Raw genomic sequence first — 13,937 nt, 5'->3', positions numbered from 1 at the left:
GAAGCAGTGAAATTATTCCATGTTCTGTTGGGCGGCGTTGTGCTTGCTCTGGTTGGTTGTTCAAGCAGTGATAACCTCTCCAGTGGAACGCATCAAGATGAGGTAGCAGGGCTAACTCATCTGCCGATTGGTGCGGAAGGCCGTGTGTTAAAGCTTTCTTCATATACCCCAGCGCAAGTGCAAGATATTCAAAACGCCATGCAAGCGCGTGGTCTATATTGGACTGCGGCGCAAACTCCAGCTTATCTCAATGGCAAAGTTTGCCCGATTGATGTCTATGCTCACCGTGGTCATTACAACTACCCAGAAAATTCCTCATCCGCTGTTTTAATGGGCGCGATTGGTGGCTTTGATGGGGTAGAAATTGATGTGATGTTAACGCGTGATGGCTACTGGGTTGTCCACCACGATAGTTATACAGGTCGTGCTACTGGGCGATCGGACGGTAAGCGCTATCGTATGTCGCGTATCAAAGGTAAAGAGTGGAATACCTTAGTGGTACGAGACAAAGATGGTTACTTAACGGACGAACGAGCACCGTATGCGATTGATGCGTTTGAGCGTTGGGGAAGCAGTTATCAACTTGGTCAGCAGTTGAATATTGAGATCAAAGAAGATGCCGACATCGTAGAGCTAAATCAGTTGCTACGCATGGCTCGCGAGACGCTTCCTCGTGGCAGTTACTTATTTAGCTCGCTCGAGTTTGACGTATTGAAGAAACTGCGCGAGCTCGATAAAAGTGTTTACCTAGGTTACGTATGGGAACCTCACCCAACTTCCATTGCGAAAGCGAAACAGACCGCCAGAAAAGCCGCGAAATCAGACGTGTTGTATCAAAAATACAATCGCCAGATTAACTGGGTATCAGACTATGAAGCGCGTAAGCGTTCGCGCAGCAAGTCGCAGAAATACTCAGCGAAGACTGTGCGCAAAGCCCTTGGGGCAAACAGTGGATTACACGTCGACATTCGCAGTTTTGTTGGCGCATCGACTATTTACACTCGTTCTCATCAAGCTGGGCTAGAACGCGTTGCCACTTACAGCATCAATGGCACCGATTACCATCAAGCTCAATTGGCTTACTTGAAGAGCCGAGGACGCCAGTTGCCAGATGAAGCCATCATGGATACCTCTAAGTTCGAAGCCTGCCACCGCCTTTACCCTAACTTGGCGAACAAGGTGCGCTCTTACACACCGACGACCAACTATGGTCGAGCGATTATGCAGTTGCCAAATGACGCGGATTTTAATCGTCTTGAAGAGCAGCTGATGTATCTAGAAGACAATCACTATATTGCTTCCAATGGTCGTGTTCGCTTGATGAGCCGAGTCGCTCAAGCGCCAGTTAAGGTCAAATCCAAAGCGAGCAGTAAAACAAGTCGAACTTCATCGCAGGTTTTCATTCCAGCAGATGAAGAGCTGTCTCTTGAGGCGAAACCAATCAATATCGAAATTCCTAACTAAGAACTCAGTATGGCAACCGAAAAAACACAACAAGGCGGCGAGAAGCCGCCAAGAGCAAAACCTAAGTGGTTTGCGATTACGCTTTTTGTTATGTCGTTGTGCTACTTGATTCCAGAAGTAGTATTTAACGCAAAGTTAGTAGAAGTGGCCGGTGGTGGCAGCGTCGATGATCAGACGCTGCATCTGGTTGAACTGTTTGGTCGCACCATTTCCGGTATTGGTGTGACCTTATTGATCGCCGATATGCTGTTAAAAGGCCGTATGGTCAGTACAGTCTCCAGAGCGATAATGAGCTTTACGCTGGTCGCTTTGATCGTGTGGCCTACGGTGTTCTTTGGTCAAAAACTTCTTATCGACAAATTTCTAGTTGAACCATCGACATCTCAGCAGCGCCAAGAAGCCTTTTTCGCCTCCATTTTGCGCTCCAGTTTGGCGGCCAATGCAGTTCAGATTAAAGGACTTCCTTACGATTCTGAACACGCAACCTCACCAACCGAAATGACATTTTTGGCCATGATGGGTGGTTTGGTGTACGCCAATGATGAGTTTATCCATCACGTTGATGACAAAAAGCGCGAAATTCTAAATCGCTACATCAAAAACAGAGCGAATAGCCAGTTTGATGAATATTTTAGTGATTACAAAGAGATGCGTTCTGAAGTGTTGGGCTCTTACAAGGAGTACCAAGCGGGCGTCGATAAGTACAACAAAAATATGCGCCGAGTGCCGTCTATAGCTAATGAAGCGTGGGAAGACGTAGAAACACAAATCGCAAAAGGTTGGAAAGATTACCGTAACGCCGAAAAAGCCTACTTTGCCCGTGCAGAAGCGCGTGCTCAGAAAGTAGCGCCAAAGATTTACGATCACTTTGAAGACCGTAACCGCTGTATTGATCGTTACGGCGGCCGAAAGGGTAATCAAGACCGTCTACACCGCTGTATCACCGATGAAGATAAGCAGTATGCGCGCACACTGAAAAATGCAGGCATCCCATACAAAGAGATGGATTATTGGCTTAAGCGTGAAGTGCGCAGAACCAAAGGTGAAACCTCTCTGTCTGAAACTGCCATGACATTAGGTCTTTCTGCTGTGCTTGCAGGGCTAGAAATTGCTACTGGTGATGCGGGTAAACAAGATGTGCGTGAAGTGTTTACGAACGAGGTCGCTCACTATACGCCGCGTATTCTGGCGCTATGGAAAGATAAGTTTAAGCGTGAAACCGGCTACCCAATGGGCATCGGCAGTATTAAACAGTTCCGTAACCATTCTGTGACCGCGCAAAAAGTGCGTTCTCGAGTAGCGAAAGAGGGTATCCATCTTAAGAAGAGCTGGCGTGTTTCGCATATTACGACGTTTAAAAACACAGTTAAAACGAAAGCACGTAAAGAGATAAACGCAACTTGGAATCAGGAAATGGCGCGCCGAGGTATGGATATGAAGCCAAACCTGTCATGGAAGTCGTTCCAGAAGCATCCTCAAATCCAAGCGCGTATATTAAAGGCTATGGGTGAGCGTAACTACGTTAAACCTATGATGGCGGATTGGAACAACAAGCAGTTCTACAGCAAGGTTGTACAGGTCAACATCAAGCGTGAAACTCAATATTGGTTGCGCTATATCGAATCAGCTCGCTCCCAGTTTGAAGATGGCGCGCCATTGGCTGAAAACGGTAAATCGGCGCTGCGCTCTATCATAGTACCGCCAATTTCTATGTCGTTGTCGCTGCTGCTTGTGCTGCTAACTGTGGTGAAGTTGCCATTTAAGTTCTGGGCGCTGATTGATTACGATAAAGACTTCTCTCATCAGCAAAAGCCATGGGAAAAGTACGCTAGCCCAGTATTGTCAGCATTACTGATGATTGCTGTATTTGCGGTACCTTTGCTGGTGGGTAGTTCTAAGTTTACCGAAGAAAAATCGACCACCAGTTACTTCCTCGATAAGTTTGATGAAACTGTATCACCGGTAGGCTCAATCGCATTGAAATGGGTATTGCATACTCAGCCAATCGTGCAACCTATTGGCGCGAAGTTTGATGAAAATATGAAGATCACAGACTTGTTCAAAAATACCCTAGAGCATTCTATTGGTGAGATGGACAAGCTAGTGATGGCGAAACTGAACCCACCAAAAGCACTAGCATCAGAAGAGATGCGCCAAGGCTTTGAGGATCAGAAGCAAGCGATTACTCAATCAGGCCAGTTGGTTGATTTACCGTTTACCGTTACTACCAATGCGCCTAATGCTAAGATTCGCGTCATGAACATCAAGCCGCGTTACAAAGCGGGTATGAAGCTGCCATCGGGTAACTATCATGTTGAGGTGAGTGCGCCGGGTTACAAAACCAAACGTGTTTGGGTCGCCCACAGTAAAGGGCGAGCAACCCATCAAGTGAGCGTTAGCAAGAGTTAACTTAAGCCCCTACTGAAAAGTAGGGGCTTTTTTATTGAGCGCGCTAAAAAATGCGTAGTGATAATTTTCACATTAGGCGTTGTTTTTCCTATTTAAAGACACAAGATCAACTAAGGTATAAAAATAGAAAGTAAAACTAATAAGGAAGAGTTATGGCCGACAATTACACGCCACCTAAAGTATGGACAGAAGATACCGAGAGTGGTGGTACATGGGCGAGCATCAACCGCCCAACCGCAGGTTCACGACATGAGAAAACGCTGCCAGTAGGTGAGCACTCATTACAACTTTACTCTATGGGCACGCCTAATGGTCAGAAGGTGACCATCATGCTTGAGGAGCTACTGGCGCTAGGTGTGACTGAAGCTGAGTATGACGCTTACTTGATTCGTATTGGTGACGGTGACCAGTTTTCTTCGGGCTTTGTAGCCGTCAACCCCAACTCAAAAATTCCGGCTTTGGTGGATCATTCACAGCAGCCGCCACTGAATGTTTTTGAATCAGGCAATATTTTGCTTTATCTAGCAGAGAAGTTCGGCCAATTGATCCCGCAAGACTTTGCCAAACGCACGCAGATGATGAACTGGCTGTTTTGGCTGCAAGGCAGCGCACCTTATCTAGGTGGTGGTTTCGGTCATTTTTACGCTTACGCGCCAGAGAAGTTCGAATATCCAATTAACCGCTTTACGATGGAAACCAAGCGTCAGCTTGATTTGCTTGATAAACACTTAGCCGATAACACTTACTTATCCGGTGATGAATACACCATCGCCGACATTGCAACGTGGCCATGGTATGGCAACCTAGTATTAGGCCGAGCGTATGACGCAGCCGAGTTTTTAGATGTAGAAAGTTATCCAAACCTAATGCGCTGGGCAAAACAGATTGATCAACGTGAAGCGGTTCAGCGCGGGCGTATCGTTAATAAAGCTTGGGGTGAAGAGTGGGAGCAACTAGAAGAGCGCCACAGCGCCGCGGATATTGACGCGGTGTTGTCTAAACGCCCTATATTGAAGTGATTTAGTGAAACAAACAGCCCTTTATTACAGGGCTGTTTTTCATTGGCTAAGCCTACGCTGGTTAGCATAGGTTTAGTAGGTAGTAGTGGGCGCTATCAATAGTACGGCACAATCAATACCGCATCGCTCAGGGCGTATTGAGCCGCAGCTTGTTCGCTAGACTGGCGACCAATTTTTGAGGCGCGCGGTAACACAACAAACACAACTTGTGGTGATTCCAACACGCGTTTTCCGCGCTCTAAATCTTTGTCTAATCGGTAAGCATCAATATAGATGGTCAAGACTGTGTCTTTATTATCGCGCTGGCGAACAAAGAAAGAACCAAGTTCATGCACCGCTCCCCAAAGGCTATTTAAAGTCTTCTCTTTGGCACTCGGCAAGTAGATGTCATAGCTGCGGTTGGGCAGTGTTTTGGAAACGCTGTTAATACTGACAGACATCCGCTTATTCACAAACTGACCGCCTTGAAACGGCTTTCCTTCTCTTTGTCTATCGTCGAAGCTTTTACCATTGCATGAGCGGGTCTGAGGCTTTTTCTGATTGAATCGATAAGTCGCGCAGCTAAACTCAGCCACTAATTGTTGAATGCCTTTAACCAAACTAGCCGATGCATAAGCATCGAGTTCATATTGGCTGATTTGGCCGACTTCGTAGAAAAGCTCGGGCGCAGAGTCCTGCCATTGAGAGCCATAAGCGAGAGGGATAAAGCGGTTATCTTCAATAGCCAGTTTAATTCTGTTATTGGTGTCGTAAACACGGGTTCCTTTGTCATCAATGCTTACCCAAGCCAGGTTGTTGTAGTCAGCGCTAACTTGAGATGCAAAAACCGCTAAAACGGTAAATATCAGCAAACGCATAGCCAGTCCTTATGTGCGTGTTTTTTAGGCAGTGTTTACTTTGGCATGAATCCAGTTAAACGTCTCGTGAAACGTTAGTAGATATGAGCTGAGCACTATATTTTTGAAAATTTCTGAAAATAGTTTGCGCATCTCTTTTAAACTTTCGTACCTAAAATCTTGTCAGCACCTCTGACATTCTAATCTCATCAAATTTTGAGGAGAGTTTTGATGAGACCTTTACTATTACCCATTTTAATTTCGACGGCATTGGTGGGTTGCAATGGCAGCTCAACTAGTGGTGATACTGCGCCAGAGCTTGGTGGGCAGATGCACACATTGACTGCGATTGATGGCTATCTTTCTAATGCCAAGATAATGACAGGAAATAATTGCACGATCGAACTTGGAGTTACCGATCAGCAAGGACAATATTCACTGACTGAACAGCAATTAAATGATGGTATTTGTGTGCGCGCGATAGCAGGGGAAACTGTCGATTTGAGTCGAGGAGTGGTGACGGCAGGTTTTGAACTTAAGGCCGCGGATAGTTTTGTTGTCTCACCATACTCCAATATGGTGGCAGATTATCAGCTGCAGGGGCAATCACTTGAAGATGCGAAACAAACCGTCGTGACTATGATGTCATCGCTGGGCGCTGATAGCAGCTTAGTGTTTGCAGATTATTTGCAAGTTGCTGAACAAGGCAGTGATTCGGCGCAAGCCATTGCAATGATAGGTGAGACGTTAGTTGATCATCAAAGCAGCACCATCGATCAGCAAGCGGCGATAGTAGAGGCTATCGTGAGTGATGTACAAGCAGTGGTTAATGATCCAAATACGGATTTCAATGAAGATTACGTCCCAACGGTAACGGTTAACCAAGATGGTTCTGTGCAAGTTTCCGCTAACCATAAACCAAGTTTGATTGAAGTAATGCAGCCAGATGATCAAATCGCGTGGCTTGGTTTGCCCTATCCTGCGGTGGATGTGTCCGAGTGGTTTCAAGATCAAGATGGCGATTCGCTGAGTTACGAGTTAGACATCGCTAATGAAGACACGACATTGGGTTTATCCATCGACCAAACTAATCTGCTGTTAGGCACACCAAACAAGATTGGTACATTTGACGTGTTTGTCGTGGCAATTGACCAGCATGGTGCGCGTTCCCATGCTGCATCATTTACTCTATCGGTACGCGACCAAAACAATGCCCCAGAGTTGAATGAGCAAGTCAAAAGTCAGCTACAAGCGATGTTGAATCAACAGAGCATCGTGCAAGACAGTGCGTTTAATCAAACGTTTCCATTGACGGGACTGTTTACCGATGCCGATGGTGACAATATCAGTTATAGCATTGGGTCTGTCACTAAGCCTGCGGGTTTAGATTGGCGTATTCAGGGCGAACAATTGATCGCAGAGGGTACTCCGACACAGATAGGCCAATATCAAATTGAGTTAGTGAGCAGTGATGGCTTTGAGCAAAGTGCTACCGTTTCTCTGAGCTATCAAGTGGTCGCTCCTGCAGCCGATTTACCACCAGTGTTAAATCCAAACAAGGCAACTGAAATGCAAGCTTGGTTAACCAGCCTAGCTTGGCAGGAAGGTGTATACATCAAATCAAGCTTCGATACTTCTGGGCTATTTAGTGATGAAGGCCACGTGGCTATTAAAACTAGCGGCTTTGGCGTTGAAGGCATGATGAGTTGGATTGATGGGAATGAGCATGTGCATTTTGAAGGTACGCCAACTCGTGAAGGAAGCTTTTCAATTGATGTATTAGGTATCGATGAGCAAGGACAAACTTCAGATTTTAAACTTTACGGCAAAGTGAATGTGGCCGGTAACGGCAAACCAGTATTGGATTGGGTAGAGTATTCCAAAGTAGAGGCGGAAATCTCAGCATGGTCTTTGACTGTTAATGTGCCACTTACTACCTCCATTGATGTATCAGGCTTATACAGTGACCCAGAAGGGGACATTATCACACTCAAACCAAGCGGTTCGGATGTTGGACTGACTTACACCATAGATCAGCATGGCGTGCTGCACGTATCGGGTACACCGAATAGAGTATATGACAGTAACCCAATCTATATTTCGGCCAATGACTCAGTAGGTGCGACTGATCCAAGCCGTTGGACGGATGCACGCTTTGTGTTCCAAATTAACTGATGATACGCGCAGTGGTGAATAATTCACCGCTGCCCACTCTTCATGCGAGAAAAACAAACGGAATGAAGGAAACAGTTAACAAAACCGATCAGGTTGAATATGGCAAAGCGCTAGATTCTTGTAGGATAGAGCCCGACGAACTCATAGGGATCACTATTATGTCATTACAGGATATTGAGCACGCAACTCAATTGTTGATCGGTTGGCAAAGCCGAGATAAGCAAGCCAGCCAAGAGCTGTTTAAACACGTTTACGCAGATATTAAAGCAGTGGTTGCGAAACTGACTCAAACCAAGCGCCCAACAGATACCTTGTTGCAAGATAGCTCGGTTACTGAGCTTGCTAATGAATCTGTAATTAAGCTGCATCGCTGGCGACAAGATGAAGTACCGATGGAAAGTCGCCGTGACTTTTTCGAATACGTTCGCGTGTCAGTGTGGCATCTATTGTTTGGCCTTCCTCATTACAAGCTTGCCGATGGAGACGAAGAGAAAACGCAACTTATCGAACAGGTTGATGAAGCCATGCCGGCGAGTTTTTCGAGCCAGCATGAACTTAATCGAGATTTATATCTCGCATTAGAAGAGATGAGAGAGCGTTACCCGCGCCAATATGAAGTGTTCGAAATGAAGCATTTCACCATTACTAACAATAGCCAAATAGCCGAGCTGCTTGATATTTCAAAGCGCACGGTAGATAACGATTTGAAATTTGCCCAAGTTTGGCTGCAAAAGAGATTGAGATAGTTTTTTATGCCCCATTCCTTAGATGCGACAGATCTGTATTTGGAGTTGCTGGATGCAACACCAGAGCAGCAAAAGCAACGCTTAGCTGAGATTGCACAATTAGACCCTATGTTAGCGGCCGATCTCGCTAGTATGCTTGAAGTGGATGTCGATCAAGAGGAGGTGGAACTAGGGAATTATGTTTCCTTTGCTACCGCTGATGAATCCATCGTTGGCAGTGAAGTGATGGGGTTTAAGATTGTTGACCTGATTTCTGATTCAGGCGGCATGGGGCGGATCTATCGTGGTGAGCAAGTCGTCTCCAACTCCGATGGTGAAAGTCGCTCTCACTATGCGGCGATTAAAGTGCTACGCAGTGAAGTGATCAGTGCCAAGCAAATGGAAAAGTATTTTTTCCGTGAAGCATCCAGTTTGATTGAGTTAGACCATCCGCATATTTGTCGAGTGTTTGGTGTGGCTCAGGTTTCAGGCTTAGCTTGTATCGTGATGGAGTATATTGATGGAGTGACACTGGATGATTGGTGTCGGTACCAGCCTGAAATTAGCGACAAAACAGAAGTCGTGATGCAGATTTTGCGCGCCATGCGATACGCACACTCACGACATATTTTCCATGGTGATCTTAAGCCACAAAATATTCTTATTACGCCAGACAATAGCGTTCGCATCATTGATCTTGGCCTCGCAAAGCGAATTGAAGAATCTCAGCTGCAATCGGGAGAGCAGGCTTATATTCGCGGGTACTCAAAGCAGTGGTCGTCTCCGGAGCAAATCGAAGGTCGCTGGAGTTATTCTCAGTCGGATGTCTTTTCGTTAGGCCGCATTATTGAAGCGATTTACCAGTCATGTAATGACGAGTCACCTCTATTAAGTAAACTTCAACGCAAAGAGTTAGCGGCGATAGTTGCTAAAGCGACCCAACATGATCCGCTACACCGTTACTACTCAGCGGCAGACTTGCTAGCGGATGTGAGCCGCTTACATGATGGCTACCCAGTCACGCCATATCGCAAGGATGCTATCTATCGCTTTAGCAAATATTGTCGAAGACACCCTTGGCGTATCGGAACCTATGCCGTCGCCATCGCCAGCTTGTGTGTGGTTGCGACCTTGATTGTACGCAACAACATCATCTTGCAAAAAAAGCAGCGTTCCAGTGAACAGATCATCGCGCAGATGGAAAAAACACTCAGCAATAATTTGCCGTCTTTAAGCTATTACTACAAATCACAAACCGTCGATAAAATGTACCAGTCGGCGGCAGAAGAGTGGCTAAGTGGTTATCAATCGCTTGAGCCAGATGCGCTATTTGCCACAGGTGTAACATTGATTTCGGGGCTGTTTGATACTCAGCAAGTGGATTTAGCTGCCCAAGTCCTAAGTGCGATAAAAGAAGCGTCGTTGAGTAAGTCTCAGCAAAGGTCGGTTGATCAATGGGGGTTTCGACTCGCGGGGGCGCAACATTTAAAAACCAATTACATGTTAGGTGGTAGCTACGATCAGCAGAAGTATTTGTATGATAACCCAGACGAGATTGAAGCGGTCGAACACGACCACGCTAAGCTTGAGTACTACCTGAGCAAACTTGACGACGAAACGCTAACCCGCGACGAATGGCTGGTGGCCTATGATGCACTTGGTGTTATTCGACCGTTTGATAAGCAGCAACAACGTAATCGAATCAATTGGATTCTCAATAAAGTGGCGCAATTTGCTCGAACCAAACAATGGCAAGCGCAGACCATCGATCAGCAATTAAATTATCTGCAAGTTTACTCGATGAGCCAAGCCAATAATGTCATATTGACGACATTTATGTCGGGGGCATATGGTGATGAAAAGCCTGATATTATCCGTGATCGAGCGTTTGAGTTAGTTGCTAAGCAAGATTCTCTTTCTGTTAGCCAGCGCCACAAATTATCTTTTATCGCGCAAAGTGTGGCGAAAACGAGTGAAGAGAGCAACCTAGCAACTGACATGGTTATTGGGTTAGGAGACGTGACGGACATGGAGCCTACCGCGTTGCTCAAAATGACGCAGACGACCATGGACCGCTTTACTACGCAAGATTACCCAACCAGCGAGAAAGAGCTGGAAAGGTTTATGCAAAATATAGTGGATAGCTATAAAAGTAGCTCGGCACCTTTACTCATGGCAATTAACGCTCAAATGGAAAATGCGCTGCAGTTGGGTATGACTCAAAAGGCGAAGCAAATATTACAGATGCGTTATTTGCCGGAGATCACTCAAGATCTGGAATTGACCCAAAGCGGCACTTTGAACGCAGAATTTATGATTGCGGTGCTTGAGCGAGACCGAGGTGCGATAGCAAAAACGACACAAGAGCTGATGAATTTTAAAGCGAGGCAGGCAGAGTATTTATTGGCATTCACCGATAACCTAGATGACACTAAAAACTATTACTTTCACTCTAGCTACCACATGTTTAATGCCATGGCGGAGCAAGATTGGCCTGCGCTAGAAAGCCATGTAGAGCAGGTGACACAAAAGCCGTTAGAGACTAATTTGCTCGTCGCTTATTTGCGAATTTTGGCTGGTGAATCGAGCGAGGCAATGCCATACATAGGGGATATTGAACAGATGTACTCTCGCCAGCGAGAGTTTCATGACTTGCCGTTCCCTCTGAGAAACGATGCAATGAGTGAGATCTACTTTTTATTTGGGCGCAAAAAGCAGCCCAAGATTGCTCTCGATGGTTTAATCACCCAAGCTAAGATGTACCACTATGAAGAGCAGCCCAACAACGTTCACGCAGTTAAAAATATGTTGTTTCAGTTTGGGTTAACTTTAAGAGTAAATCCAACCATACAAAGCATAGAGCAATATAAGCAATGGCTGAGTCATGCTCCTGCTTTGGAGCAGTTGCCTGAACGCTATCAAAAGTACTATCAGCAGTTAGATAAAATTACCCAAACCGAGAGTTAAATTTACATTAGTGCGGCAGACATACTCGCGATTGAATAAGAACTTAATGACAGAAAACGCGCAAAAATAGCAGAAAGTTTTGCGCGTTTTTTGTTTTTTTACGTACCTAGCGAGCCTGCTTAGAATCCTTACACTTGCAGCCATCTGAACGAAAGTTGATTTAGTTCTAAAGTTTTAAGTCAGTAAATTGCTTAATGATAACTTTATAAATTAATCATGCAAAAAGTGATAACTGCGTCATGTAACATTCAGTGACATTTCACATTTTCGTTCCATAATAACTGACTGAATTAAAAGGATATGACTCGATGAAATTTCGTACGCTTGCAGTGACGCTAGCCTCAACACTTATCTTCTCAACTCCTTCTCAAGCATTTTTTGGTTCTGGACTTCCTAGTGATTCTGACTTGGAAAAACAAGCTGCCGCTGATCTCGCACTTTATCCAGGATGGAGAGTGGTCGATGTCGATTCAGGCAAAGAGATGCCAATTAATAAAGAATGGCTGTCTATACACCAATTGGGTCAAGCCCTAGGGTCTGAGAAGAGCGAAATCAAGCAATACCATCTTGATGTAGAAGTTGAGTTTGTTGGCAAAAAGCCATTGCTCGCGAAGATTGGTGTGGTAGACGACACCACTTACCTCACTTCAATTTTGCAGCCGGGTGAAAAAACGGTGCTATCAAGCGCGTTTATCAATGTGGATTACAGTGATAGTGATGACGAGTTCTTTACTATTGTTGAAACCAAAACCTTAGACAAAATGGTTGCGAGCAATCGTAAAGCGCAAAAGGACATGCAAAGTGGATACTACCAAGTAGTAGATAAAGACGACCTCGATGACGTGATGGAGAAAGCAGAGCTGTCTGTCTCGAAAAACACTGAGATTGTCAAACAACTGCAAGGTAAGCTTGATAGTGTAGATGCGTCGATTGCTAGCTTAAGTGAGCGTAAGCAAAGTCTATACGATGATAAAAAGCAGCAAAAACAGGCTTTAGATGAGCGTCAGAAGCAACAATCATTAGAGTTTAAAGAACAAGATAGAGTCGCTCATACTCAAACACTGAATGACAATAAAGCTCAGTTTAATCAATTGCGTGATCAGCTTAAAGCTAAAGCGAATGAGTTAAAAGCAGAAAAGAAAGCGACTGAAAAAGCCTTAAAAGCACATATTAAGCAACTGCATAACGATGCTAAGTCTGAGGCGAAAGCCCAAATTAATGAGGTTAAAGCGAAGTACAAGCAGCAAAAATCAGACGCTAGTGACAGCAAAAAAGAATCTTTAAACGCGCTAAAAGCGGAAGAAAAATCGCTACTGAATGCGAAGAAAGAGTCACTAGACAAAGATGCTTATAAAGTTGCTCGCGAGCAGATCAAAGCAGATTTTAAAGCTCGTAAAGAGGCGGTCAACCAGCAGTATAAGCAAGCGGTTGATACTCAAAGAGCACAGCAAGATACAGAGATTGCGGCCATTGAGCTAACGCGCGATGAGAAGCGTGAAGCGATTGATGCAGAAACTTACCCTGAGTTCACTGATAAGATCTCATTACTAGAGCAAGACTTAGAGATCAACGACCAAGATTACGATGCTTCTCGTCAAGATGAGAAAGCGCGTTATGAAGAGCTAGTTAACGAGTTTAAAGCTCATGAGAAGTCGTTCAAGGAACAACTTAAACAGGCAAAACAAGATTTTGATGCGAAATTCAAAACAGAATTCGCACAATTTGAGGCAGAGTCAAAAGCTCTGTATCAGCAAAAGAAAACAATTCGTAGTAGTAAGCTAAAAGCGCAGAAAGTGGTGGACCAATCACAGCGTTTTATTAGCATCGCTAAACGAATTCAACAGGCATAATCAACAAAACTAACAACGATTATTTGGAGTCAAAAATGAAGGGTACCGTTCTAGAATTTAACAGCGACACGCGCGAAGGCCTAATCTCAGGTGAAGATGGCCAGCGTTACACGCTATCAGCTGATGACTGGCGTGGTCAAAGCCTACCTAAGCAAGGTAACAAGGTAGACTTTACAGTTGCTGATGGCGCAGCTCAATCTGTATTCCCTGAAGCTTCTTCAGGCGGTTCAGCAGGTTCTAAAAAACTAGTTGCTGCACTACTAGCATTCTTCCTAGGTGTATTTGGCGCGCACAAATTCTACCTAGGCTACACCAAACAAGGTGTAATCATGCTGCTACTATTCCTATTTGGTTTTATCCTATTAGGTATTCCTAGCCTTATCATCGCTGTGATTGCATTCATTGAATTCATCCTTTACCTAATCAAGCCTGATGATGAGTTTGAGCGTATCTACGTAGACGGTAAGAAAGCTTGGTTCTAATTTGAATTAA

General features: G+C 44.9%; 9 protein-coding genes. 8 read left to right on the top strand and 1 reads right to left on the bottom strand.

All coding sequences use genetic code 11. The features are described 5' to 3' along the window. Window positions 1-6: 6 nt before the first annotated feature. The 3 genes from MU515_RS03310 (at window position 7) to yghU (ending at window position 4,892) form a co-directional block, all read left to right on the top strand. Window positions 7-1,464, top strand: coding sequence for a glycerophosphodiester phosphodiesterase (locus MU515_RS03310; RefSeq protein ID WP_260258949.1), 1,458 nt, complete (start codon window positions 7-9; stop codon window positions 1,462-1,464). 9 nt (window positions 1,465-1,473) lie between these two features. Further along, window positions 1,474-3,873 (top strand): peptidase associated/transthyretin-like domain-containing protein, encoded by a 2,400-nt coding sequence (locus tag MU515_RS03305; protein WP_260258948.1) that lies wholly within the window; start codon window positions 1,474-1,476, stop codon window positions 3,871-3,873. 152 nt (window positions 3,874-4,025) lie between these two features. Then, window positions 4,026-4,892, top strand: coding sequence for a glutathione-dependent disulfide-bond oxidoreductase (gene yghU, locus MU515_RS03300; RefSeq protein WP_260258947.1), 867 nt, complete (start codon window positions 4,026-4,028; stop codon window positions 4,890-4,892). Between the two features lie 95 nt (window positions 4,893-4,987). Here the strand turns inward: yghU and MU515_RS03295 are convergent, their stop codons facing one another. Beyond that, window positions 4,988-5,749, bottom strand: coding sequence for a hypothetical protein (locus tag MU515_RS03295; protein WP_260258946.1), 762 nt, complete (start codon window positions 5,747-5,749; stop codon window positions 4,988-4,990). Between the two features lie 210 nt (window positions 5,750-5,959). Between MU515_RS03295 and MU515_RS03290 the strand changes: the two genes are divergently transcribed. The 5 genes from MU515_RS03290 (at window position 5,960) to MU515_RS03270 (ending at window position 13,927) form a co-directional block, all read left to right on the top strand. Beyond that, window positions 5,960-7,903: a hypothetical protein gene (locus MU515_RS03290; RefSeq protein ID WP_260258945.1), complete on the top strand. Its 1,944-nt coding sequence runs from the start codon at window positions 5,960-5,962 to the stop codon at window positions 7,901-7,903. Window positions 7,904-8,061: 158 nt separating this feature from the next. After that, window positions 8,062-8,649: an ECF-type sigma factor gene (locus MU515_RS03285; RefSeq protein ID WP_260258944.1), complete on the top strand. Its 588-nt coding sequence runs from the start codon at window positions 8,062-8,064 to the stop codon at window positions 8,647-8,649. A 6-nt stretch (window positions 8,650-8,655) separates the two neighbouring features. Next, the gene (locus MU515_RS03280; RefSeq protein WP_260258943.1) at window positions 8,656-11,595 is read left to right on the top strand and encodes a serine/threonine protein kinase; all 2,940 of its coding nucleotides are present in this window, start codon (window positions 8,656-8,658) and stop codon (window positions 11,593-11,595) included. Window positions 11,596-11,903: 308 nt separating this feature from the next. Continuing rightward, on the top strand, window positions 11,904-13,445 hold the full coding sequence (locus tag MU515_RS03275; RefSeq protein WP_260258942.1) for a coiled-coil domain-containing protein: 1,542 nt from the start codon (window positions 11,904-11,906) through the stop codon (window positions 13,443-13,445). Between the two features lie 35 nt (window positions 13,446-13,480). Further along, window positions 13,481-13,927: a TM2 domain-containing protein gene (locus MU515_RS03270; protein WP_260258941.1), complete on the top strand. Its 447-nt coding sequence runs from the start codon at window positions 13,481-13,483 to the stop codon at window positions 13,925-13,927. Window positions 13,928-13,937 lie beyond the last annotated feature (10 nt).

Source organism: Vibrio intestinalis (assembly GCF_025195085.2).
GTDB classification, from domain to species: domain Bacteria; phylum Pseudomonadota; class Gammaproteobacteria; order Enterobacterales; family Vibrionaceae; genus Vibrio; species Vibrio intestinalis.
Note: the sequence above shows the minus strand (reverse complement) of the source record. Positions and strands in the feature narration are given on the sequence as shown.